This is a genomic window from Mangrovicoccus ximenensis (assembly GCF_003056725.1).
Lineage (GTDB): Bacteria > Pseudomonadota > Alphaproteobacteria > Rhodobacterales > Rhodobacteraceae > Mangrovicoccus > Mangrovicoccus ximenensis.
Window position 1 is genome coordinate 450,257 of the sequence record NZ_QBKZ01000001.1, and the last position, 22,042, is coordinate 472,298.

The following is a 22,042-nucleotide window of genomic DNA, read 5'->3' on the forward strand; positions in this document are numbered from 1 at the left end:
CAGGGGACGGTCGTTCCGGTCCGGACGGCCGCGGTCTCGCCGACCACGCGGATCGAAATTTCTCCGAGGGATGCATCGCGCCCGGCATGGTGCTTCATGGCGCCTGTGCGGACCGGCGGCAATGCCGGCAAATCCGTTCCGAGCGGGCGTGTCCAAGTCTTCTTTCGAGGCCGCGGCGCCGACGTTTCGCGGCCTCCGCCGCCGCCAGCCGGGCCGCGATGGCGCTTGGCGGTGCAACAGGGGCTGACCCCCGGTCTCGCCGCCCTGCGCCGGGAAAGGCTCCGGGGATGTGCGGCCGGCGCCGCTGGATCCGGCTTTGCGGTGGCTGTGCCTCCAGCGGACGCCGACTCCCATAAGCCGGTCACCGCTTGGTCCCAACCTTTCCTGACAGCTTGGCGCCAAGTGCGGAAAGGGGCGGTGGCCTGCCGCTGCAAGGGAGATGCCCCGATCCGTTGCCTGCTCCCGCAATGCGGACACGCCCGCCGGAGGGGCGGGCGATGCATGCGGCGACCGGCTTGCGGATGGTCGGCGAGCGATGCGGAGCCGCTCCGGCGGCTCCGTTCGGCGGGAGCAGGCTAGAACTCCCTGGCCAAATGCCGGTCCACCGAGAAGTAGCCGCCGCCGAAGGCTGCAATGAGGGCTGCTCCCGCTGCCCAGAAGAGCGATGCGTAGATCGCCTTTTCCTGGATGCGGGCGCCGAATGCCATCCCGCCATCCCCCAGCAGCGCTGCCTGCGCGGACGGCGTCAGCAGGTCCGGATTCGCGCTCAGATAGGCGAGGCCCTCGGCCGTCAGGAACGGCTCGGGATAGGGGTTGGCGACATGGAACCAGAGCGTGATCAGGAGCATGGCGGCGTTGGCCAGGGCAACCGGCCGCGTCAGGAAGCCGACGGCGATCAACATGCCGCCGAAGAATTGCATGGCTGCCAGCAGGGGCGACCAAAGCCAGCCCGGATACATGCCCAGCGACTCGACGAAGCCTGACTGGGCGAGCGGCGCGACGATCTTCGGCCATCCCGCAACGACGAGGCCGAGGCCGACGGCCAAGCGGAAACCGAGCCATCCGACGGGCTCGGCGAATTTGGAATAGACCGGGCAAAGGAAAGGGATGATGAGGCGGTGCCGCGCCGGAACGAAGATATCGGACATTCTTCTGTCTCCTCTGTGGGCGCCAGTCGGCGCAGCTGGACTCTATTGCGGGCCCCTGTCCGCATAAATGCCGGCGACCGCACCGGCCATGTGCGTGAATGGCCGTCAATCCATTGATTTGGATCATTTTCGAGGCTGCAGGTGCCGTTCGGGGCGGGCCATTACCTGCGCCGGCCGCCGTCATCGGGAAGGCCGGGAGGCAGAGCTCCGGATCGGCCGCATGGCGCATCGTCGCCGAGCCGTGCCTGCCCGGCCATCCCGGCGCGGGCAATCTTGACCGGCCGGGCCGGATTCCGGGGGGCTGTTTCCGCCGGCGGCCGCGTTTTCGGTCTTCTCGGGCCCTGGCACCGGGGGTTCGCTCGGCGCGGGCCTGGGCCCGCATTGGCCAGGCGCCCATCTCGGGACGTCCTGCCCCGGCAAGCGGCAATGGAGAAAACGGCCGGCGGGGCCAAGCGGCGCTGACCGGGGCTGCTGCCGAAAGCGGCGGAGGCCCGGGGCCGGACCGGCGCCCGCGACGCTCGGGAAGCGGCGCAAACCAGCATATCCGCAGCCCGCGGCCGACCTTTGCGGCCGCCGCAAGGCCGGGTCCGGGATGGCCGCTCCACCGCCAAGGCAACAGGCATGGCAGCCTTCCGAAACCGGCAGGTGCCTTGGCATCCCGGGCGCCGCGTCCGCGTCGGCGGGCACTCCATGGACCGCCACAGGACTCCATCATGTGGCACGCCCCCGACCTCGGAGAGAACCATGCCCCCGAAGGAAAAACCAGACCTCCGCTTGACAAGGCTGCAATCAGACAACCGCCTCTGACGCCTGTTCCGTCCACACGCGGAGATGCCGCCAAGCTTACGGAAACTCGCCATGCCAAGGCCCCCAAGGAAGCGGGTCGCGTAGTGCGCGAACTTGGAAAGTCCACGCAAGGAACGATCCCGAAGCCAGGACGAATCACGGCGCCGAAGCCACCCAGACCGCGGTCGTCCAGAACCAGTCGGCCGGAGCCAGCCCGGAAAACCATCCACATGATTGCAGAGTCCGGCGCCCCGAGACCAATACCGGACCAAGCCAAGGCAGCCAGCGGGATTCCTACCATCATTGCATTGCCGCTTGTCCCGGCGGGCTCAGCGACACGCTGCCCAGCCGGGGCGGGATCAGCCGCTGACGCGCAGGATCCGCTTGACCGGCGCCCGCGGCCGGCCCGCCGAAGGCGGAACCGGGCTCCCGGCCGCCGTTTCCCCGTCGGGTTGCGCCGTCTGCAGCAGCCGTCTGGCCGCCATCCGGGCCGCCTCGGACCTGGCCGAAACCGGCGGACGCATCAGCGAGAATTCCTTGCAGGGATGGCGGATCTCGCTGATGTAGCGCATCTCCGCCGGGTAATCGGCGCCGACCAGCATGTCGCGCGGATCATGGTCGATATGGATCGTGGCCAGCTTTGCCTGGGGCACGGCCTTGACCATGTGGCCCGTCACCATGCCCTGGCCCAGGACCAGGACGCCGAACTGGACCTTGCATCTGATGGCTTCGTCGAGGAGCCGCTGGGGCCAGTCCTCCATGGGCGGAAGCTCGCGCCCGTATACCTGATCGATCATGTCGAACCTCGCTCAACCGTCATGAGACAGGAGAGCTATCGCCGGACAAGGTTTAGATTGCCTCAACATTTGCGGCCGGGCCCGGGTCCGAATGCGGCGGATTTTACCGAACCATGGCGAAACCAGGGCCGAATTGCGGCAGCGCGCGCGCAACGCCTTTTCAAGCCGCCTCCGGCACCCTATATCCCGCTTCCCATGGCAAAAGCGAAATCAGACCCGAACTACAAGGTGATCGCGGAGAACCGCCGCGCACGCTACGACTATGCGATCGAGGACGATCTCGAGGTCGGAATCATGCTCCTGGGGTCCGAGGTGAAGTCGCTGCGCCAGGGCGGATCGAACATCGCCGACAGCTACGCCAATGTCGAGGACGGCGAGCTGTGGCTGATCAACGGCTACATCGCCCCCTATGAACAGGCCAAGACCTGGGGCCACGAGGAACGCCGCAAGCGCAAGCTCTTGGTCTCCAGGCGCGAACTGGCACGGCTCTGGTCGGCGACCCAGCGCGAAGGCATGACGCTGGTGCCCCTGGTGATGTATTTCAACCACAAGGGCATCGTGAAGCTGAAGATCGGCATCGCCAAGGGCAAGAAGACCCAGGACAAGCGCGCCACCGAGGCCAAGCGCGACTGGAACCGCCAGAAGCAGCGGCTGCTGCGCCACGGCTGAGCGCCCGGCGCCGGTTTTGCCTGCAACTTCGGCGCCCTGCCCCGGCCATCGGCGCCGGGGCGCGCGATAACGGATTGTTTCTGCGCTGCAGCGTTTCCGGGGCCTTGTGTGCGGCGGGCCATGCCGGTACGCCTTGCGAGAGGCGGAGTGTGGAAGGCGGACATGGCTGAGAGCGACCCCAAGACCCTGGTGACCACGGACTGGCTGGAGGACCATCTGCGCGATCCGGATCTGAGGATTCTGGATGCCTCCTGGTACCTTCCGGGCGAGGACCGCAACGGCCGGGCGGAATACGAGAAATCCCACATTCCCGGAGCCCGGTTCTTCGACATCGACGAGATTTCCGACCTGCGCTCGGAAATGCCCCACATGGCGCCGCCGATCGAGAAATTCATGTCGCGGATGCGCAAGATGGGCGTCGGCGACGGGCACCAGATCGTGATCTATGACGGCTCGGGCCTGTTCTCGGCCGCGCGCGTCTGGTGGCTGTTCCGGCTGATGGGCAAGACCGATGTCGCGGTGCTGGACGGCGGCTTCCCGAAATGGCTGGCCGAGGGGCGCGAGGTCGAGGACCTGCCGCCGATCGTGCGCGACCGCCACATGACGGTGAGCCGCCAGAACCACATGGTCAAGGACGTGACCCAGGTGGCCGCGGCCTCGAAGCTCGGCGATTACGAGATCGTCGATGCCCGCGCGCCGTCGCGCTTCGAGGGCAAGGAGCCCGAACCGCGGCCCGGCCTGCGCTCGGGGCATATCCCGAACTCGAAGAACCTGCATTACCGCCTGGTGCTGAACGAAGACGGCACCATGAAGGACCCGGCCGGGCTGCGCGCGGCCTTCGAGGCGGCCGGCGTGGACCTGTCGAAACCGGCGATCACCACCTGCGGCTCCGGCGTCACGGCGGCGATCCTGAGCCTGGCGATGGAGCGTATGGGCAAGACCGACCACGCGCTCTATGACGGGTCCTGGGCGGAATGGGGCATGTATGACGGGCTGGCCGCGGCCACCTGCTGATCCCTGCCCGATCGGGGAAAATCCCTAGATTTCTAGGCATCTGGGCGCGGCTACACGCACCCTTAACGCCCGCCCGCCAGTGTGCAGCCACAGTGTGGCAGTAAGCGGTTGGTCTGGCATGGGCAGGTTGCTGGGGGCTTTCAGAGGCCCCTTCCGGCATTCACGCGATCCCGTGCGGATCGCTTTCGAGGGCGGCTTCCGCGACGCGGCGCTGGACCTGTCCGGCGCCGATGTCATGACCGAGGCACGCGCCCTCCGGGGGTTCGGCGCGGTGTCGCAGATGCGGCGGAATCTGGCCCGCCGCGACGGCTTCCTGCGGGGCACCGGCGATCCCCTGGGCGACGCGGCCTTCCATTGCGTGCTGCATGACTACCTGATGCCCGACCCGCTGCTGGACAAGCCGCGCTGCGCCGCGGCCTCCACCGCGGCCGGGCACGGCGCGCTTTTCATGGCGCTGCGGATGCTGCGCCGCCTCAATCCCGAAACCACCATCTGGCTGCCCGGACCCGGACGCGGCTGGCAGGCCGACATGGTGCGCCGGACCGGGCTGAACCTGCGCAGCTACCCCTATTCCGACGGGCGCACCCTGCTGCTCGGCGAGATGCTGGCCGTTCTGGAGGCGGCGGCGCCCGGCGACGTGCTGCTGCTGCAGGCCTGCGGCCACGACCCGACCGGGATCGACCTGCCGCACGAGGCCTGGGGCGCGCTGACGGCGCTGTGCATCGAAACCGGCGCCGTGCCCTATGTCGACCTGTCCCATGCCGGGCTTTCCGCGGAGCCCGCAAAGGACACCGACGGTCCCGGCGGCCTGATGCTGGCGGTTCCGGAGGCCTTCCTGGCGATCAGCTGTTCGCGGAGCTTCGCGCTTCACGCCGACCGGACGGGGATGCTCGTGGTACAGGCGGAGACCCCGGACGAAGCCTCGCGGGCCCGCGACATGATGGCCGGGCTGAATGCCGACATGCTGGGCGCCCCGCCGCGGTCCGGCGGGCTGATCGTCACCGGCGTGCTGTTCGGCAGCGAACTGCGCACCTCATGGGAGGCCGAGCTGCGTCAGCTGCGGATGCAGCTGGGCGAGACCCGCGCGAAGCTGGCCGAGGCCCTGGCGGCCAGCACCGGCGAGGCGCACTGGGAGGCGCTGGCTTCCCAGGCGGGGTCCGCCCGGCGCATCCCTTCCCCCCGGCGCCGGGCGGTGATCCCTTCGGCCGCGGCGGCCTGTCCCGCGCGGCAACCGGCATCCCCAGCCATTCGCGGGACCCTCTCCGCAGCGGACCGTCGCAGCAAGCCCGATGGCACGGGCACAATGCCGACAGGCACGGGACGCAACTTCGCCCGGAGCGACCCGCCACGGCAACCGGAAAACGGGTCCGAAACGCAGGGCGGCGGGTGCAAGAGGGCTGTGCCGCCAGAAGCGGCGTTCGGTCCGGACGAAGATCCCATGGAACATGCCGACGGCAGCGGCGGGCTGAAACCGCCGTTTTCCAGACCCGCGACACCCGCTGCCGCGAAAGCCCGCTCCTGTCCTTGAAGCCGAGGCTGATCAACCTCCGATTCCGCCCGAAACTGCAGTCCGCGACCTGTCCGGGCGGCGTCCCATGCCATCGATGTCCGGCTTGACCGGTTGTGCTGAACGCTTGCTGGACCGCATGCCTCCGCCTTCCGGCCTTGGGACGCCGATCATCCGCGCAGGGCACCGGCATCGCCTCCGGGGCGGGGCGGCAGGTACCGAATGGCGTCTGCTGCACAGTTTGCGCAGCCCCAGGGGCCGGACGGGACCGCCGTGCTTGGAATGGACAGCCCGGCAACGGAGGACCCGGACACGCATGGCGCAATGTGCGGCGCACCCGGCTGCAGGCCATCGCAGGCATGCTTGAAAGACATTGAACAGACCTGTCCGCCGCAGGTGTTGCCATGCAGCGCCTGCACCAGCGCCAGGGTGTCGCCCCGACGGCAAAGGGCCCGGAGCAATTCTTGACCCACTCCTCCGTCTCGCCCATCTGCACCTTCACGGTGACTCCCGCATCGGCGGACATTGCTTCCATCACCTCGGTCACATCTGGGACATTGCCCAAACGGCCCAGCATCGGGGGGGCCGTCCCAACCGGCACGCCGTCGGCCTTCACCTTCTGAAAGAGCTTCCGCGTGCCGTCGGAGTCATGGGCCGCCCCGCCAGGTCCACGTCCGCGCACGGCGTCGATGGCACCGTCATGAAGCTGGCGATCAGCGTGCCGGGGAAGACCTCGTCGACCCGCGCAATTGCGGCGCGCACCGTCGCGATCTGAATGCGCCGCGTGGTGTCCCGCGATATCGGCTTGCCTACGGAGGTCCTGCAGCCAGACCGCCACCCGGCGATGCAGCCGAAGGCGTCCGGTCCGCTGATGGCCGGGAACTGCCGCGCGGAGGTCCCCGGCCGGGCACTTCGGGGCGGGAAACGGACGAGGCCCCGGCCTGCGCCGGGGCGGGCGTGTCAGCGGTTGTTGGCCTTGCGCCATTCTTCGAAGAGCGGCAGGTACTTCTCTTCGTTGACGCGGGGATAGAGGCCGATGATCGGCTCGCCTGCCTTCACCTGCTCGACCACGAAATCCTCGTAGGCGGTCATCTCGACGGCCTCCTCGGCGATCTCCTCGGCGATCTCCGCCGGGATCACGATCACGCAATCCGCGTCGCCGACGATGATGTCGCCCGGGAAGACCGGGGCATCGCCGCAGCCGATCGGCTCGTTGATCGCGATCGCTTCGTTGGTCGTCAGGTTGGTCGGGCTCGAGGGCCGGGCATGATAGGCCGGGATGTCGAGCTCCGCGATCGTCGCCGCGTCGCGGAAGCCGCCATCGGTGACCACGCCTGCCCCGCCACGCTTCATCAGCCGGGTGATCAGGATGTCGCCTGCCGAGGCCGAAACCGGGTTCTTGCGGCTGTCCATCACCATCACGCTGCCCGGCGGGCAGGTCTCGATCGCGACGCGCTGCGGATGCCCGGGATTGCGGAACTCCGCCAGCGTGTTGCGGTCCTCGCGCGCGGGGATGTAGCGCAGCGTGAAGGCCGGGCCGACCATGTTCTCGCCGGTCCATCCGAGCGGGTGCACGCCCTGGATGACCTGGTTTCTCAAACCGCGCTTGAAGAGCGCCGTGGCCAGCGTCGCCACCGACACGCCCTTCAGCTTCTCGCGGGTTTCCTCGTTCATGCGGGATCCTCCCATGGATGCCGGCCGGCTGTCCCGGCTCCGGCTTTGGTCTTCTGGTTCAAGGGGCTGGCGCGGGCCGGTCCCGAGCCCCGCCCTGCGGCTGCGGACCGCGGAAGCGGGACCGCCCGGGGCCGCTCCTCTTCAGGCGATGTCCTCGGGCAGTATGCTGCCGGGGGCTGTCATCGCCGGGGCAGCGCGCGATCAGGCCTTCCAGCGTGGCTTCGAGCCCGCGCAGCTCGGCGATGCGCGCGCGCACCGTGTCGAGATGGCCCTGCGCGACCTCGCGCACCTCGCGGCTGGCACGGCCGTCATCGGAATAGAGCCCGACGAGACGGCGGCATTCCTCGAGCGAGAAGCCGAGCGAGCGTGCCTGGGCGAGGAAGCGCAGCCGCTCGACCTCGTCCCGCCCGAAATCGCGGTAGCCGTTGGCGGTCCGCGCCGGCGCGACAAGGCCGATCTCCTCGTAGTAGCGGATGGTCTTGGCCGGCAGGCCCGAGGCCTGCGCCGCCGCACCGATATTCATCGCGGCCTCCCTTTCCCGGCGGTTCAGCCCGGCAGCTCGGTTGCGGCATAGCCCGCATCCGCGAGCACGGCGGCCAGGGCCGGCGCGGCGAGCGTGCTGCCGATCTCGACCTGGCGGCTGTCCTGGTCGAAGGCCAGCCGCGCGGCCGGATCGGCGGACTTCACCGCGGTTTCGATGCTTGCGCGGCAATGGCCGCAGCTCATGTCGGGAACGCTGAACTTCATCGCGACTCTCCTGTGGTTGCCTCCCGCATTTGGGGCTTCCAGCAGCTGGAAGGTCAAGGGGGGAGGGACTGCGTGCTTGGCAGGGCCGCATCTTCGTGCTGATCTGGACCCGTCCTGCATTGGAGCCCAAGATGACCTCACCTCTCGACCGGCTGGCCCGGCGGATCCGCGACCTCGAGCAGGAGCTCGAGGACGAGCTGGGAGAGAAGCGCAGGATCTTCCGCTACCGGCTGGAACGGCGCCGGGTGGTGTTCGAGGCCGATGTGCTGGCGCGCCACCGCGCCGCGCGGGAGAAGCTGTCGGGCTTCCTGGCGCGGACGCGCCTCCTCGTGCTGCTGACGGCGCCGTTCATCTATGCGCTGGTCCTGCCGCTCGCGCTGCTCGACCTGTCCGTCATGCTCTACCAGGCGGTCTGCTTCCCGGTCTACGGCATCGAGAAGGTGCCGCGGCGCGACTACATCATTCTCGACAGGCGCCATCTTCAATATCTCAACGGCCTGCAGAAGCTGAACTGCGTCTATTGCGGCTATGCCAACGGGGTGATCGGCTGGGTGCGGGAGGTGGCGTCGCGCACCGAGGCCTATTGGTGTCCGATCAAGCATGCCCGCCGCGTGGCCGAGCCGCATCTGCGCTATCCCGGCTTCGCCGATTTCGGCGACGAGACGGATTTCCAGGAGGGCCTGGCGGCGCGTCGTGCAGCCCTGCGCGGCGAAGACGGAACAGGCGGCTAGCCCGCATCGATCCGGCCCGGTCCGCGCGGGTCCCATAAGGTTCGGCGGCGCGCTCCGTTCGGGGCGAGGGTCAGGACCGGGCGACGCACCGGGGTGCCTGCCGGAGCTGGACGGGCAGGTGGCGCCCTGCCTCGGAATGCCTGACCGGATGGCCCCGGAACGCGCACGCCGCCGCACGCCAGATCGCCGTGCTGATGCCGACGCTCTCGAAAACGGGCACGGAATTCCGATGGCCCGAGGAGGCCGCAGCCTGAAGACACATGGAAAGGCCAGCCGAGATGTCCCGAAGGGACGGAGGCATGCTCTTGGCGACATCGAGCTCCCGGCTGGCCAGAACTGCGGCAAGGCCGCGCTCCTGCACCAGCCGCACAGCCTCGACCTTGAACACCTCGCCGAAAGTTCGTCTCTTCATCTGATGTCTCCAGTGACATGGTCACGATCTTATCTTCGTGCCCGCGAAACCGGCCGAAGGCCAATCCTCGAAACCGGCACAGAGAGCTGGCGCTTCAAGAACCGCGCCTGAACTCAAGCAAGCTGGCCCGACACGGCTGCTCCACCTGAAGGCTGCGCCGCATCGGGCCAGCTCGAGACGCAAAAACTGGGAGACCGCCACGGGGCCTGCGTCGCCAGCCGCCGGCATCTTGCGCTTGCCCGCCGGGCGGGCGGCTGGCGACGCTCCCGCATCTGTTCCGGCAGGAGGAATGCGGAATGAAGCTGTTCATTGGCCTCGACGTCCCATGCGCGAAGACGGCGGCCGGCGTGCCCGGCGAACATGGCAGGATCGTCAGGGAGGCGGGGGCCGCCAGCGATCCGGAGGCACTGGCGGAATTCTCGGAAGACCAGCCCGGCGAGATCAGAGCACGTACGCGCCGGTTCCGACCTTGCCTGCGGCCAGCGCATCCGGCGCCCCCGCTTCGGCCCAGCTCGGGCGCGGCAAGGCCCCGGCGGCGAGAAGTCCGGTCAGGAAGCTGCGGCGCGACGTCATGGTCAGTCTCCGTCCTGCGAATTGAAGCCCTGCGCGAGCCCCAGCGGCCCGCCCACATGTTCGCGCACGTCCTCGCGCACGTCGTCGATCCGCTGCTGCACGGTCTCGACGCGGAACCGGCCCATCGGGTCGGACACCTCGCCGAGCGTCGGGTCGCCGAGCCGGTCGAGCGTGACGAAGGCGCGGTCATAGGCGCTGCGCACCGACTCGGCATCCTCGGGGAAATCCATCGCCAGAATCAGCGCCAAATCCCGCGTGCCGTCGAGCGACAGCCGCACATGCGGCACCGAGCGGGCCGAGCGCCAGGCCTCGGCGCGGGTCGGGCGCGGCCGGTCGAACTCGCCCATCGGGCGGCCGAGCCGCGCCTCGGAGGTGAATTGCAGCCCGGTCGTCACCGCAGTGAAAAGCGCGCCGAGCGCCTCGGTCTCGGTGCGGTAGGGCGCATCGGCATCGGGATGCACGAACTGCTCGGCATAGGACCCGTGCCAGTCATCGGCGATCAGCCGCGCGGTCGCGGCGATGTCAGCGGCGATCGCCCGCACCAGCTTGCAGCCGTAATCGCCCGCATCGGCGAAGTCCGGATCGTAGAGCAGGAATTCCAGCGCGGTGAAGCCATGCGCCGCGATCGACACGTCATGGAAGGCCCCGGGGCTGTCGACCGCCGGATCCCGGTCCGCGATCAGCCCCTGCAGCGTCTTCGGGATGAAGCCCCGCGCATCAGGCCAGAGCCCGAAGGAAAACGCGCGGTTGTCGACCTCGCTCGGCCCGAAGCGCAGGTGGCTCATCCGGATCCAGGCATCCCAGGCATCGTTGAAGGCGCGGCGCAGGTGGCCGTCCTGCGGATCGCAGGTCTCCGCGGCCGCCGCGACCAGCGCCTCCGCGCGCCCCGCGAGCGCGTCGAAGCCCGGCTGGACATGGCCCGCCACCGCGGTTTCGAGGGTCTCCTGCGGCGTGGCCGCCGCCCAGAGCGGACAGGCGGCCAAGCAGGCGGCGAGGAAGAGGTGTCGCATCAAAGGCTCTCCAGGAACGCGATCAGCGCGTCTCGGTCGGGTTTGGGCATGGCGATCACGGCCGCGCTGTGCGGCGCCGCCTCGCCGCCATGCCAGAGAATGGCTTCGAGCAGGCTACGCGCGCGCCCGTCGTGAAGGAAGCCGGCCTGCGGATTGACCTGCTGCGCCAGGCCGATCCCCCAGAGCGGCGGGGTCTTCCACTCGCGCCCCGTCGCGCGGCCCTCGGGCCGGTGATCCGCCAGACCCTCGCCCATGTCATGCAGCAAGAGGTCGCTATAGGGCCAGATCAGCTGGAAGCTCTGCTCGGGCTGGTCCTCCAGCCGGGCGGTGACGAATTTCGGCACATGGCAGGAGATGCAGCCGGTGTCGTGGAAGACCTGCTTGCCGCGCAGGGTTTCGGGATCGCCGGGATCGCGCCGGGCGGGCACGCCGAGATTGCGCACGTAGAACGTCAAGAGGCCGAGCCCGCCCGCATCGATCTCGAAGCCGCCCTGCCCCGGATCGCCGCCATCGGGGGCCGCGCGGCAGGCCGACTGGGCCGCGGTGCAGTCGCCCCAATGATCCGGCGAGAGCGGCGAGGAGATGCCGATGTCGTTCGACAGCGCTTCGGCCGTCTGCTGGCGCACCGTCGGCGAGCCGGCCTTCCAGCCGAACCGGCCGAGCATCGGGCGGCCGGTCTCCGCCGAGGGCACGATCGCCGCCCGCCCGGAAATGCCGTCGCCATCGCTGTCATCGGGATCGGCATGGGCGAGGATATCGGCTTCGGGAATCGCCTCGAGCAGCCCCAGCCCGATCATCGGCGGCGCGACCCGCGGGCTCAGCATGGCGTCGGGATGCAGCGGGCCGTAGCCCAGCTCCGCCGCCGCATAGGACGGGCGGCGCAGGCTGGCCGTCTCTCCGCCGGACAGCGCGACCGGCACCTCTTCATAGGTGACCTGCATCCGGTACTCGGCCGCCATGCCGCGATTGCCCTGATCCTGAAGCTGGAAGCCGTAGACCGGGTCCGGCGCGGTGGCGATCCAGCCTTCGATATCGTTCGCGGCCTCGCCTGCCGGGATCGAAACCCGCAGGAACATCGACACGCCATGGGCGCCCGGTTCCGCCGGCGGATGGCCGCGCCCGTCCTCGACATGGCATTGCAGGCAGGAGCGCGCGTTGAAAAGCGGCCCCAGCCCGTCCGAGGCCTTGGTCGAGGAGGGCGACGCCACCCAGAGCTTCTCGAACAGCGCCTTGCCGGTCATGAAATCCAGCTCGCGCAGCGCGTCCATCCCGGCGGAGGGCTTGGCTAACGCCTTCTGCGTCGCCAGCGCTGGCACGGTGGATGCTCCGGCAGGATTGCCCTCATAGGGTTCTGCCCGGTCGAAGCTGGCCGCGGGCGCCGTCACCTCTGCCACCCGCGCCGCCTCGGCATCGCTGCGGGGCAGCATGGCCAGAGGATCCGCCAGGGCGGGCGCTGCGACCAGAAGCGGCAATACCAGAATCTTTCTGTCGGACATCTTCTCAACCCGGCTTTTTCCTGATAAATACAGTCGGAATTAGCCGGATGCCACCGAAATGGCACAGTCAAAGCAAGGATGGAACGGCCCGATGCCCCAGACCGCCCGTGTTTTCAGCGATCTTCCCGAAGCCGCTGCGGCCCTGCCCGCGCGCGCCGAGGAGCGGCTGGACCTCTTGCGCCGCGAGGCGGCCCGCGCCCGGGTCGCCCGGCCCCGCGCCGCCGCCCGGCCCTCCGGCACGCTTGCCGCCGGGTCCCGGCCCCTTGCCCGGACCGCCGGGTCCCCGTTTCGCAGGGCCGGGCTTTCCGGAAATCACCTCAGGCGTGATCGCGGAGTCGTCTTGCTTGCCCTGCCGGGCCTCGGTCTGGTTGCCGCTCTTGGCGGCTCGGGGGCTGTTCACTTTGGTCCACGCTCTTGGTTCACGGTTCGAATTAGGCCCCGCCCGGACGAGCCTGCGCAACCTGTCATGACCGCGCATGCCATCCGGAGGAACCGTTCCGCGGCCGGAGCCGCCGGGCCGCTACAGCTCGTGGAGGATAACACGGTAGTAGCGCTTGAGGAAAAAGAGTCCCGCCATGGCGGGGATAGCTGCAAAAAGGAAAACATACATGACCGAAACATAGGATGCATCGTACTGGTAGTAGACGCCGGACCGCATCAGGCCGACAATCTGGAGGATCGGGTTGAACCACAGCCAGTCCTGCAGGAAGTCCGGCATCGACTGGTAGGTGAAGAACACCCCCGAACAGATCATCAGCGGCCGCGTGATGATGCTCCAGAGCTGCTTCCACAGCGGGAAGAACGCGAACAGGAAGCAGTTGAGCAGCCCGACCCCGGTCGCGAGCATGATGACAAGCGCCAGCGCCAGGGCGATTCTCGGGATGTCGAGGATCATCTCCGGCTGGTAGACGATCATGATCCCGCCCAGCACGATATAGAACACCAGCACCTGCATCAGCGCGTTCAGCAAGAGCCGCGCCAGGATCGCGTCGATGAAGGTCACCGCCGGATAGGCCAGCAGCGATTTCGAGAAGGTGATCGTGCCCGAGATCTTCGCCTGCAGGTTGCTGTACATCATGAAGGGCAGGATGCCGGTCGCGTAGAACAGCATGAAGTTGTCGCCCACCGGCGGCACCCGCATCAGCAGCGAGAAGCCGAAGGACAGCACCACGATCCCCAGGGTCGGCTCCAGCACGGCCCAGATGTAGCCGCCCGGCGACTTGCCGTAGGTGGTGGCCATCTCGCGCAGGACCAGCGCGCCGACGACGCGCGGCATGCGGGCAAAGGCGTTCATCAGGTTCACGGCGTTTCCTCTCCGTCCTCTGTATGGCGCAGGCAGGGCATCGTCACAGCGTCTCCAGGAGCGCCATCAGCTCCTCCGCCTGGTCCGCGAAGCTGCGGCAGGGCACCGGTTCGGGATGGGCGCCGGGATTCTGCAGCTCCTGCCCGAGCAGCCGGGACAGCTCTTCGGGGCTGGCGCCGATCGGCAGCCGCCGGGACTTCGCGCGGTGCTCGGTCGCGCCGCCGCCCTCGGTCTGGATCACCCGCACGCCGCGGCTGATCGCTTCGCGCACCACGAGGCCGAAGGTCTCGCGCCATTGCGACAGGAACAGGAGAACGTCGATCGAGGCATAGAACTGGTCGAGACCGGCGGCCTGCTCGAAACGCGGATGGATCACCCAGCGGCCGCTCATCCCCTGGAACATGCTCGGCCGCCACCAGCTTCCGTCGAGCGATCCGTCGACCACGAGGCCGCGGAAATCGGTGCGGTCGAGCCGCTTGAAGGCCTCGCGCACCAGGGGCCAGCCCTTCACCGCCGAAGGGCCGCCGACGAAGCCGAAGGTCAGCTCGGGCGAGGCGGCACGGCGCTGCGCCTGGTCGTCGAAGAAGCCCGGGCCGGGGCGGTTGATGCCGTTCTCGAGAATCACGCTGCGCCGCGCGGGCAAGCCCGAGCGCATCGACAGCCCATGGGCGAAGGCGCTTGGAAAGGTCACCAGATCCGCCTGGCGGACGGCCGCGAAGAGCTTGCCGTTGCGCTCGCTCAGCTGCGCGCGGTTCGAGACGCAGCCGACGCACTGGCCCAGCCGCACCGGGTCCTGGCCGCAATAGCGCCCGTCGGGCTGGACCATGAACTGCCGCTGGCAGAGCCACCAGAAGTCATGCACCGACAGCACGACCGGCAGGCCGAGCCCGCGCAGCCCCGGGATCAGCCCCGCGCCCAGCCCCTGCAGGCAGTGCAGATGCGCGACCTCGGCACCGGTCTGCGCGGCGATCTGCACCACGCGGGCAGTCATCTGGTCGTCCCAGTAGCTCAGCGTCGGCGCCGGCCCCGGCGGCATGTTGATCCGGAAGGTGTCGATGCCGTCGCGGTGGCTGCGCACGACGGCATAGGCCGGCAGTTCCTCGGCCTGCATCGTCGCAACCGCCGTGACCTGGATGCCCGCGGCCAGAAGATGGCGCGCCACCTCCTTGGCGACGATCGTCGCGCCCCCGTAATTGTCGGGGTCGAAATGCACGTTGACCACGAGGACGTGGCGGAAACGGGCGGAGGTCACGACGCGAGCCACTCCCTGAGCCCGGCATCGGTGACGCGCGCCGCGGCCGGGTCGCTCCATTCCCGGAGCAGTTCCGCCTTGGCCGCGCGGCCGAGTTCGCGGCCGCGGTCCTCCCGCTCGGCCAGCGCGCCGAGAGGGCCCGGCAACCCAGCCGGCATTGAGATAGAGGTCGCGCCGCGGATCGCCGCGCGGGAAGCGGAGGTCGAGCGTCGGACCGCGGCCAGTGCCCGACAGCGCGAAGACCGCATCCCAGATCGCCCCCCGGTCCGGCCCGTAGGGCGGCGGCTTCGGCCAGGTGTCGCGCACCCGGTCCGAGGCCGAGGGCCAGCTGCAATCAATCTCCGGCAGCGGCCCGAGCACAAGCATGTCGCTGTCGAGGAAGAGGAACGGCCGCCCTGCGGGCAGGGCCGCCAGCGCCTCGATCTTGTTGCCCGGCGGATAGGCGGCGCCGAAATGGCGGCTCCCGAAGGGCAGGAGCGTGGCGCCGAGCGACAGGCATGCATCGCGCAGCCCGTCCTCCATCCGCGGATCTCCGGGCCAGAGCGGCCCCGGCTGCGGTTCTGCCAGCCAGACGGTTCCTGCGAAGCCCGGATCGCGCGCGCGCAGCGAGGCAAGGCACAAGAGCGCCTCGCAGCCGACCCGGCCCTTCTGGCCGACCAGCACCAGATCCGGCGCGCTGCGCCCCGCCATTGTCTCCTCCCGTCTGCGGCTGTCCAAGCCTTACGCGCGAGCGGGTTAACAACGGCTGTCGCTGCGTCGGACCGTCGTCATCCTGTTGACCCTCCGCCCGCTCCGCGCCTAGCCTGAACCGGGAGGCGCGTTCCGGCGGGGGCCGGGCGGATCAGGGAGAGAGAGCATGAAAACGGGACTTGCGGCCGGGCTGGTCGCCGGGCTCTCGGCAGGCGCGGCCATCGCCGACATCACCATCGCGCATGTCTACGGCAAGACCGGCCCGCTCGAAGCCTATGCGAAACAGTCGCATGACGAGCTGATGCTGGGACTGGAATACGCCACGGGCGGCACGATGGAGGTGAATGGCGAGAAGATCGCGGTGATCGAGAAGGACACCCAGCTGAAGCCCGAGCTCGGCCGCGCGCTGCTGGAAGAGGCCTATGGCGATGACGGGGCGGTTCTGGCCGTGGGGCCGGTCAGCTCGGGCGTGGCGCTGGCCATGCTGCCGGTGGCGCAGGATTACGAAAGGATCCTGATCGTCGAACCTGCGGTGGCGGATTCGATCACCGGCGCGAACTGGAACCGCTACATCTTCCGCACCGGGCGGAATTCCTCGCAAGATGCCATCGCCAATGCGGTCGCGATCGGCGGCGATGGCGTCAAGGTGGCCACGCTGGCGCAGGACTATGCCTTCGGCCGCGACGGCATCGCCGCCTTCCGAGAAGCGCTGGAAGCCACCGGGGCCGAGATCGTCCACGAGGAATACGTGCCGACCGGCACGACCGATTTCACCGCCGCGGCCGAGCGGATCTTCACCGCGATGGACGGGCAGGAGGGGGCGAAGAAGCTGTTCCTGCTCTGGGCGGGCGGCGGCAATCCGATGGGCAAGATCAACGCGATGGAGCCCGGCCGCTTCGGCATCGATATCGCCACGGGCGGCAACATCCTGGCCGCGCTGACCGCCTACAAGGAGCTGCCCGGCATGGAGGGCGCGACCTACTACTATTACGGCATCCCGCGGAACCCGGTGAATGACTGGCTGGTGGAGACGCATCGGCAGCGCTTCGGCACGCCGCCGGATTTCTTCACCGCCGGCGGCATGGCGGCCGGGATCGCCGTGGTCGAGGCCGTCAGGGCGGCCGGTTCGACGGAGACCGAGGATCTGATCGCGGCGATGGAGGGCATGAGCTGGGAGACCCCCAAGGGCACCATGACCTTCCGCGCAGAGGACCACCAGGCGCTGCAGAGCATGTACCATTTCCGCATCAAGGCCGATCCGGAGGTCGACTGGGGCATCCCGGAACTGGTACGGGAGCTTGGGACGGACGCGCTGCCCGTGCCGGTCCGCAACTGATTGCCACGAGGGCGCGCGGGCCGCGCCCCTTCAGCCCGGAGCGAGCGTGCGCCGAGACGAGACAGAGACCGCCCTTCTGGAAACCCGCGGGCTTTCCGTGCGCTTCGGCGGCCATGTTGCCGTCGACGGCGTCAGCTGCCGCTTCCGCGAAGGCGAGCTGACCGCCATCGTCGGGCCGAACGGCGCGGGGAAGACCACCTATTTCAACCTGGTCTCGGGCCAGCTCCGCGCCAGCGCCGGCCGGGTGCTGCTCGGGGGGCGCGACGTCACGCGGCTGAGCGCATGCCGAGCGCCTCGCCGAGCGGGGCCTCCTGCAGGCGCGCGCCCGCGGCCAGGCTGCCGTCGAGGATCATGCCGATGATGCGGCGGTGCGCTTCGGCGGCAAGCCCGCCGGAGGCGTTCAGCTCTGCCATACGACCTCCTCGGGGGACCAGATGCCGCCCACCAGGTCGCAGGACAGGAGGTAATGCGAGCTGAGCGCTCCCTCGGGCTTCGGCCGCAGCGCTTCCAGCCGGGCGCGCAGGCGGCGGCGGCTGTCGATCCAGATCTCTTCGGCCGCGTCGCGGGCGACGGGAACGAACCGGAACCGACTGCCGGTCGGCAGCTGCGCCAGCCGGGGCAGGTCTGCGCCGATCACGGTGGCGATCTTGGGATAGCCGCCGGTGGTCTGCGCTTCGGCCATCAGCACCAGCGGCCGCCCCGATCCCGGCACCTGGACGGAGCCCGGCACGGTACCGTCGGAGACGATGTCATGGCCGCCTTCCGCCGGGAGCGCGGGTCCGTCCAGCACCATCGCCATGCGGTCGCGCTGCGGCGTGACGGTGAACTCCTCCGCGGCGAAGCGGTCGAGGGTCGCCGCGGAAAAGCGGTCGTCCTGCGGGCCGGGCACGACGCGGATCTCGGCGGGGCCGTCCTTGTCGTCAGGCGCGGAGACCGCCGGGGCGAGGCAGGGATCGAACGGGTCGAAGTCGCCGAGCGGAAGCGCGTCTCCAGCCTGCAGCGCCCGGCCGTGCAGTCCGCCGAGCCCGCTGCGCAGATGGGTGGCGCGCGATCCCAGCGTTGCCGGGATGGCGATGCCGCCCGAGATCGCGAGATAGCCCCAGGTTGCGCCTGCGATGGCGCCGATGCGGACCTCCTCGCCTGCGCGGAGCCGGTAGGCTTGGCCCGCGACGCCCTTGTGGCCGGGCAGGGCGATGTCGATCCGCCCGCCGGTGACAGCGATTCGGCAGTCGGTTTCGGCGCGGAAGCTGCCGCCGAAGCCTGCGAATTCGATCGCCGCTGCACCCGGATCGTTTCCGGCCAGCGCATTGGCCAGCATCATCGCGGGCGGGTCCATCGGCCCGGCGGCCGAAACGCCCTGATGGCGCAGCCCGGCGCGGCCCGGATCCTGGATCGTGGCCAGCGGTCCGGGGGAAAGGATGGTCAGGGTCATGCGGCCTCCTCCGGCGCGATCAGGGCGGAGCCGGCCTCGGCGCCGGGTTCCCGGCCAGCACCTCCAGCCCCTCGGGGCCTTCCAGCGCCGCCGGATCGATGCCGAGCTCGGCGGCCAGCGCGCGGTTGACCTTGATCAGCCCCGGCGCCCGCACCGGCACCGGCGCCTGGCGGACATGGAACCGCTCGGGCAGGCGGCCATAGCTGTTGTCGAAGGGGATCTGCAGGGTCATGGTCGGCTCCGTTTCTGCTCCATCATATGGGCAATCGGGCCGCCGGTTCCAGTGCGGCCGGGGCGCGCGCGCGGAAGCCCGCGCCCCGGCGGAAGATCAGTAGTCGCGCTCGTAGGAGAAGCCGAGCCGCGTGTCGCCTTCGCTGTCGAAGCCGCCGCGCGCGGTGAAATTCGGCGTGATCTTGTAGTTCAGCCGGATCCGGCTGGTGCCGGCCGCGCCGACGGTGACGTCGGTATAGACATCCTCCGACAGGTACTTGCCCGCGGTGACCTCGGTATTGCCCTCGTCATCCGCCCCGACATTGAGCTGGTCGACGCCGACGCCCTGGCGGATCTTGCCGAAGAGCCCGCCGCCGCCGCCGGTCAGCGTGTTGATCGCGCCGAGCAGCTGCGCGACCTCCAGCGGCGACAGCTCGCTGATCGGGCGGCCGAAGAACAGATGCGACAGCACCTCGTCCTCGGGCAGGTCCGGCGAGGAGGAGAAGTCCAGCTCGGGGCTGTTGACCGGGCCCTCGATGATGATCTGGGCGTCGATCGGCGCGTCCTGGGAGGTCGCGACCATGTAGACATCCGGCACCAGGTCGCCGCCCAGGCGGATCTCGGCGGTGTCGAGATTGAGCACTTGGGTCAGGATGTCCATGCGGCCGCGGATCACCTCGAACTGGCCCGAGGGGATGATCCGCTGCGTGGTGCCGCCGATGGTCAGCTCGCCGCCGAACTCGGTGTCGAGGCCGCGGCCGCGCACGAAGAGGCGGCCCGGCGCCGAGATGGTGATGTCGAGCGGATAGGCCACCGGCGCCCCGGTCGATCCGTCGCCGTTGCCGGTCTGGATCAGCCCGGCCCGGTCGCGGGTGCGGTAGCTGCCGCGCGGCTCGCCGACATGGGTCATGTCGGGAATCGGCCCGCCGCCGCCCATCGCCGAGGGGATCTGGATTTCGGCGCGCGCAATGTCGATCTGCCCGTTGATCGAGGCACCCCCGGCCAGCGGCCCCGACAGCTCGATCCGGCCGCCCAGATCGACGTCGTAGAGGTTCGGATCGATCAGCTTCAGCTCGTTCAGCGCAACCGCGATGTCGCCATTGAAGGGCGCGGTCAGCGCGACCGGGCCCGAAACGGTGACGGTGCCGCCGGTATTGAGGTTGCCGCGGAAATCGACATTGGCCTGCGACTGGGCGAAGCTGAGGTTCAGCCCCATGTTCTCCAGCACGATGCGGCTCGCGGGATCGACGAAGCGCGCCCCGCCGAAGGTCACCGACCCCGACAGCGCGTCGAGCCCCGGCGCACCCGCGAGCCTGAGATCGATCCCGGCATTCCCGGTCAGCGACATCGGCGCGATGAAGGCATTGGCCAGCGCCAGCGGAATGCGGCCGGTGATGCCCAGATCCGACGTGCCGTCCGGTCCCCAGGCGCGGCCGTCGACATCCGCGGTCAGCCCGCCCGGTCCGGTGGCGGTGACATCGGCGTAGAAATCGGTGCCGTTGCCCGAAACCTTGCCGGAAACCGAGGCCGGGCCGGGGATCTGGGGCACGAAGGCGCCGATATTCGACAGCCCGGCATCGATGTCGATGTCGAGATTGGTCGGCGCCACGTCGCCGGTCACTGCTGCGCGCAGCCCGGCCGGACCGTTCGCGTTGAGATCGACCGTCCAGTCGCTGCCGGCGCCCTGGGCATTGCCTTGAAGCGTCAGCGGGCCGGAGAGCTGCGGCACGAAGAGGCCGAGATCGGCAAGCCGCGCCGAGATGTCGAGATTGCCGCCCTCCGGCGCATAGGTGCCGCCGCCATTGACCTGCACATCCGGGTTGTCGACGGTCAGCCGCTCGATGGTGATGGTCCCGTCCTCGCGGCGCGCGGCCGCGTCGATCCGGGTGGTGCCGTCGAGCAGCTGGTCGACCTGCGGATTGCCCATGGCGATGTCCTGGCCGTTGCCGGCCAGCGCGCCCGAGAAATCGCCGGTGGCGGTGTCGTAGGCGCCGGACAGATCGGCCGAGAGCGTGCCGTCGAGGGGCAGGCCGGTCAGGCCCGAGAGCCGCGACAGGTCGCCGGTTTCGAGCACCAGCTCGGCCGAGGCCGAGAGCGCGTCGTTCAGCCCGGCAAGCGCCGCCTCGCCGCGGGCCGAAAGCTCGCCCGCGCTCAGATGCAGGTCCGGAATGCCGAGCGTTCCGGCCTCGGCTTCATAGACCAGATTGGTGTCGAGGCTGACATTCGCGCCCAGCTTGTCGGTGATCGCCGCGCCGCCGGCATCGAGGGACAGGGTGAAATTCGGCGCCGTGCCCTGGGCCGAGGCAGCCAGTTCGACCGGGCCGTTCAGATGCGGCACGAAGGGATTGATCTCGGCCAGTTCCGCAGCGATGTCGAGATCGGCGGCCTCGGGCGACAGGCTGCCCGCGCCGCGCAGCGCCATCGCCGGGTTGTGGATGTCGAGCCGCTCGATGTCGAAGGAGAGGCCGCGGCCTTCGGCGGCGACATCGATGACGGTCCCGCCCGCCAGCAGCGGATCGACCTGCGGATTGCCGATGGCGATGTCCGCGCCGGTCCCCGAGAGGACCACGCCGAAGGAGCTGTCGAACGCGTCGAAGCGCGCCTCCAGGTCGGCATCGAGCGCCCCCGCCAGCGGCAGGCCCGATAGCCCGGCAAAGCGCGACAGGTCGCCGGAGCGCAGCGCCAGTTCGCTGTCGGCGGCAATCGCGACAGCACGGGCGCGGCAGTGCCCGTTCCGGCCAGCGGCGGCGGCAGCAGCCCGCTCGATGCCCCGTATGACTATGCGCAATGGGGCTTCTTCTTCGGCGACACCGTCACGCGCGAGGGCGCGCGGCGCCATGTGCATCTGGGCACGTTTGCGGCCGCGACGCCGATCGACCGCGCGGTCCTCGACACCGCCAGCGGCACCGCCACGTATCGCGGCCATGCGGCCGGCAACGTCATGAACGGCGGCGCAGTCTATTCCGCCATCGGCACCTATTCGGACACGTTCGATTTCGACCGGCGCCGCGGCAGCACGATGCTCGACTTCGACAGCCGCCGCTATGGCGGCAGCAGCAGCCTGGACAGCGCGACCTACCGCGCGCGGCTCTCCGGCGGCGACCGGCAGGCAGCGCTGCAGGGCCAGTTCGGCGGCGGGATGGAAAATGGCAGGCCGCGGGCGGTGACCGGCGGCTTCGAGATCTCGAACGGCCGCTCGGGCGGCAGCGCCTATCGCGCCACCGGCATCTTCGCCGGCGAGGCGGGGCGGTGATC

Annotated in this window: 21 protein-coding genes and 1 pseudogene; 7 read left to right on the forward strand and 15 right to left on the reverse strand. The window is 69.5% G+C overall.

From position 1 onward, the window contains the following. Nucleotides 1–575 precede the first annotated feature (575 nt). Both C7T91_RS02630 and C7T91_RS02635 read right to left on the reverse strand, forming a co-directional pair. Nucleotides 576–1,148: a DoxX family protein gene (locus C7T91_RS02630; RefSeq protein ID WP_108257877.1), complete on the reverse strand. Its 573-nt coding sequence runs from the start codon at nucleotides 1,146–1,148 to the stop codon at nucleotides 576–578. A gap of 1,145 nt (nucleotides 1,149–2,293) precedes the next feature. Beyond that, nucleotides 2,294–2,731: a hypothetical protein gene (locus C7T91_RS02635; protein ID WP_108257878.1), complete on the reverse strand. Its 438-nt coding sequence runs from the start codon at nucleotides 2,729–2,731 to the stop codon at nucleotides 2,294–2,296. Nucleotides 2,732–2,926: 195 nt separating this feature from the next. On the opposite strand from C7T91_RS02635, the gene smpB reads away from it, so the two are divergent. From smpB to C7T91_RS02650, 3 genes are all read left to right on the forward strand, one after another. Further along, the gene (gene smpB, locus C7T91_RS02640) at nucleotides 2,927–3,400 is read left to right on the forward strand and encodes an SsrA-binding protein SmpB (protein WP_108257879.1); all 474 of its coding nucleotides are present in this window, start codon (nucleotides 2,927–2,929) and stop codon (nucleotides 3,398–3,400) included. 162 nt (nucleotides 3,401–3,562) lie between these two features. After that, the gene (gene sseA / locus C7T91_RS02645) at nucleotides 3,563–4,414 is read left to right on the forward strand and encodes a 3-mercaptopyruvate sulfurtransferase (RefSeq protein WP_108257880.1); all 852 of its coding nucleotides are present in this window, start codon (nucleotides 3,563–3,565) and stop codon (nucleotides 4,412–4,414) included. Between the two features lie 172 nt (nucleotides 4,415–4,586). Then, nucleotides 4,587–5,942: an aminotransferase class I/II-fold pyridoxal phosphate-dependent enzyme gene (locus tag C7T91_RS02650; protein WP_161555707.1), complete on the forward strand. Its 1,356-nt coding sequence runs from the start codon at nucleotides 4,587–4,589 to the stop codon at nucleotides 5,940–5,942. A 939-nt stretch (nucleotides 5,943–6,881) separates the two neighbouring features. Here C7T91_RS02650 and C7T91_RS02660 read toward each other — a convergent pair. The 3 genes from C7T91_RS02660 to C7T91_RS02670 are packed head-to-tail and all read right to left on the reverse strand — an operon-like array spanning nucleotide 6,882 to nucleotide 8,342. Further along, a complete protein-coding gene (locus tag C7T91_RS02660) occupies nucleotides 6,882–7,595 on the reverse strand; it encodes a ribonuclease activity regulator RraA (protein WP_108257883.1) in 714 nt (237 codons plus the stop codon). A 58-nt stretch (nucleotides 7,596–7,653) separates the two neighbouring features. Continuing rightward, nucleotides 7,654–8,118 carry a MerR family DNA-binding protein gene (locus C7T91_RS02665; RefSeq protein ID WP_108257884.1) on the reverse strand — a complete coding sequence of 155 codons (465 nt, stop codon included), beginning with the start codon at nucleotides 8,116–8,118 and terminating at the stop codon, nucleotides 7,654–7,656. A 23-nt stretch (nucleotides 8,119–8,141) separates the two neighbouring features. Further along, a complete protein-coding gene (locus tag C7T91_RS02670; RefSeq protein WP_108257885.1) occupies nucleotides 8,142–8,342 on the reverse strand; it encodes a heavy-metal-associated domain-containing protein in 201 nt (66 codons plus the stop codon). Between the two features lie 131 nt (nucleotides 8,343–8,473). Here C7T91_RS02670 and C7T91_RS02675 point away from each other — a divergent pair, with 131 nt between their 5' ends. Further along, entirely contained in the window at nucleotides 8,474–9,073 is a 600-nt protein-coding gene (locus C7T91_RS02675) for a hypothetical protein (RefSeq protein WP_108258467.1), read from the forward strand. Nucleotides 9,074–9,143: 70 nt separating this feature from the next. On the opposite strand, the gene C7T91_RS02680 is transcribed toward C7T91_RS02675, so the two are convergent. The 6 genes from C7T91_RS02680 to C7T91_RS02710 form a co-directional block, all read right to left on the reverse strand. Next, the gene (locus C7T91_RS02680; protein WP_108257886.1) at nucleotides 9,144–9,485 is read right to left on the reverse strand and encodes a hypothetical protein; all 342 of its coding nucleotides are present in this window, start codon (nucleotides 9,483–9,485) and stop codon (nucleotides 9,144–9,146) included. A 441-nt stretch (nucleotides 9,486–9,926) separates the two neighbouring features. After that, nucleotides 9,927–10,058 (reverse strand): hypothetical protein, encoded by a 132-nt coding sequence (locus tag C7T91_RS37700; RefSeq protein WP_269099606.1) that lies wholly within the window; start codon nucleotides 10,056–10,058, stop codon nucleotides 9,927–9,929. Nucleotides 10,059–10,060: 2 nt separating this feature from the next. After that, nucleotides 10,061–11,068: an imelysin family protein gene (locus tag C7T91_RS02690; protein WP_108257887.1), complete on the reverse strand. Its 1,008-nt coding sequence runs from the start codon at nucleotides 11,066–11,068 to the stop codon at nucleotides 10,061–10,063. Further along, a complete protein-coding gene (locus tag C7T91_RS02695) occupies nucleotides 11,068–12,564 on the reverse strand; it encodes a di-heme oxidoreductase family protein (RefSeq protein ID WP_108257888.1) in 1,497 nt (498 codons plus the stop codon). The genes C7T91_RS02690 and C7T91_RS02695 overlap by 1 nt, the downstream gene beginning before the upstream one ends. A gap of 520 nt (nucleotides 12,565–13,084) precedes the next feature. Further along, nucleotides 13,085–13,858 (reverse strand): ABC transporter permease, encoded by a 774-nt coding sequence (locus C7T91_RS02705; protein ID WP_236638029.1) that lies wholly within the window; start codon nucleotides 13,856–13,858, stop codon nucleotides 13,085–13,087. A 52-nt stretch (nucleotides 13,859–13,910) separates the two neighbouring features. Beyond that, nucleotides 13,911–15,809, reverse strand: a complete 1,899-nt coding sequence (locus C7T91_RS02710) for a glycosyltransferase (RefSeq protein ID WP_108257890.1) — start codon at nucleotides 15,807–15,809, stop codon at nucleotides 13,911–13,913. A gap of 166 nt (nucleotides 15,810–15,975) precedes the next feature. On the opposite strand from C7T91_RS02710, the gene C7T91_RS02715 reads away from it, so the two are divergent. Together C7T91_RS02715 and C7T91_RS02720 are read left to right on the forward strand one after the other, a co-directional pair. Next, nucleotides 15,976–17,145, forward strand: a complete 1,170-nt coding sequence (locus tag C7T91_RS02715; RefSeq protein WP_108257891.1) for a substrate-binding domain-containing protein — start codon at nucleotides 15,976–15,978, stop codon at nucleotides 17,143–17,145. A gap of 46 nt (nucleotides 17,146–17,191) precedes the next feature. Next, nucleotides 17,192–17,425 (forward strand): annotated as a pseudogene (locus C7T91_RS02720) (ATP-binding cassette domain-containing protein); the annotation flags it as partial. Here the strand turns inward: C7T91_RS02720 and C7T91_RS34540 are convergent. The 4 genes from C7T91_RS34540 to C7T91_RS02735 form a co-directional block, all read right to left on the reverse strand. Continuing rightward, nucleotides 17,412–17,558 (reverse strand): hypothetical protein, encoded by a 147-nt coding sequence (locus C7T91_RS34540; protein WP_236638057.1) that lies wholly within the window; start codon nucleotides 17,556–17,558, stop codon nucleotides 17,412–17,414. The pseudogene C7T91_RS02720 and the gene C7T91_RS34540 sit on opposite strands and share 14 nt — an antisense overlap. Next, nucleotides 17,546–18,577 carry a 5-oxoprolinase subunit C family protein gene (locus tag C7T91_RS02725; protein WP_108257893.1) on the reverse strand — a complete coding sequence of 344 codons (1,032 nt, stop codon included), beginning with the start codon at nucleotides 18,575–18,577 and terminating at the stop codon, nucleotides 17,546–17,548. The genes C7T91_RS34540 and C7T91_RS02725 overlap by 13 nt, the downstream gene beginning before the upstream one ends. 19 nt (nucleotides 18,578–18,596) lie before the next feature. Next, nucleotides 18,597–18,809 carry a hypothetical protein gene (locus tag C7T91_RS02730; protein ID WP_108257894.1) on the reverse strand — a complete coding sequence of 71 codons (213 nt, stop codon included), beginning with the start codon at nucleotides 18,807–18,809 and terminating at the stop codon, nucleotides 18,597–18,599. A gap of 96 nt (nucleotides 18,810–18,905) precedes the next feature. Further along, nucleotides 18,906–21,575 (reverse strand): translocation/assembly module TamB domain-containing protein, encoded by a 2,670-nt coding sequence (locus C7T91_RS02735; protein WP_108257895.1) that lies wholly within the window; start codon nucleotides 21,573–21,575, stop codon nucleotides 18,906–18,908. Between C7T91_RS02735 and C7T91_RS32140 the strand changes: the two genes are divergently transcribed. Continuing rightward, nucleotides 21,513–22,040, forward strand: a complete 528-nt coding sequence (locus C7T91_RS32140) for a hypothetical protein (RefSeq protein ID WP_108257896.1) — start codon at nucleotides 21,513–21,515, stop codon at nucleotides 22,038–22,040. The genes C7T91_RS02735 and C7T91_RS32140 overlap by 63 nt on opposite strands. Nucleotides 22,041–22,042: the final 2 nt, after the last annotated feature.

Bases quoted from the DNA above. Each gene is read 5' to 3' on its own strand.
- smpB (WP_108257879.1), top strand. From the start codon at position 2,927: ATGGCAAAAGCGAAATCAGACCCGAACTACAAGGTGATCGCGGAGAAC.
- C7T91_RS02730 (WP_108257894.1), bottom strand. From the start codon at position 18,809: ATGACCCTGCAGATCCCCTTCGACAACAGCTATGGCCGCCTGCCCGAG.
- C7T91_RS37700 (WP_269099606.1), bottom strand. From the start codon at position 10,058: ATGACGTCGCGCCGCAGCTTCCTGACCGGACTTCTCGCCGCCGGGGCC.
- C7T91_RS02725 (WP_108257893.1), bottom strand. From the start codon at position 18,577: ATGACCCTGACCATCCTTTCCCCCGGACCGCTGGCCACGATCCAGGAT.
- sseA (WP_108257880.1), top strand. From the start codon at position 3,563: ATGGCTGAGAGCGACCCCAAGACCCTGGTGACCACGGACTGGCTGGAG.
- C7T91_RS02630 (WP_108257877.1), bottom strand. From the start codon at position 1,148: ATGTCCGATATCTTCGTTCCGGCGCGGCACCGCCTCATCATCCCTTTC.
- C7T91_RS02660 (WP_108257883.1), bottom strand. From the start codon at position 7,595: ATGAACGAGGAAACCCGCGAGAAGCTGAAGGGCGTGTCGGTGGCGACG.
- C7T91_RS02670 (WP_108257885.1), bottom strand. From the start codon at position 8,342: ATGAAGTTCAGCGTTCCCGACATGAGCTGCGGCCATTGCCGCGCAAGC.
- C7T91_RS02665 (WP_108257884.1), bottom strand. From the start codon at position 8,118: ATGAATATCGGTGCGGCGGCGCAGGCCTCGGGCCTGCCGGCCAAGACC.
- C7T91_RS02690 (WP_108257887.1), bottom strand. From the start codon at position 11,068: ATGCGACACCTCTTCCTCGCCGCCTGCTTGGCCGCCTGTCCGCTCTGG.
- C7T91_RS34540 (WP_236638057.1), bottom strand. From the start codon at position 17,558: ATGGCAGAGCTGAACGCCTCCGGCGGGCTTGCCGCCGAAGCGCACCGC.
- C7T91_RS02635 (WP_108257878.1), bottom strand. From the start codon at position 2,731: ATGATCGATCAGGTATACGGGCGCGAGCTTCCGCCCATGGAGGACTGG.
- C7T91_RS02675 (WP_108258467.1), top strand. From the start codon at position 8,474: ATGACCTCACCTCTCGACCGGCTGGCCCGGCGGATCCGCGACCTCGAG.
- C7T91_RS02705 (WP_236638029.1), bottom strand. From the start codon at position 13,858: ATGAACGCCTTTGCCCGCATGCCGCGCGTCGTCGGCGCGCTGGTCCTG.
- C7T91_RS02695 (WP_108257888.1), bottom strand. From the start codon at position 12,564: ATGTCCGACAGAAAGATTCTGGTATTGCCGCTTCTGGTCGCAGCGCCC.
- C7T91_RS02710 (WP_108257890.1), bottom strand. From the start codon at position 15,809: ATGGCGGGGCGCAGCGCGCCGGATCTGGTGCTGGTCGGCCAGAAGGGC.
- C7T91_RS02680 (WP_108257886.1), bottom strand. From the start codon at position 9,485: ATGAAGAGACGAACTTTCGGCGAGGTGTTCAAGGTCGAGGCTGTGCGG.
- C7T91_RS02715 (WP_108257891.1), top strand. From the start codon at position 15,976: ATGAAAACGGGACTTGCGGCCGGGCTGGTCGCCGGGCTCTCGGCAGGC.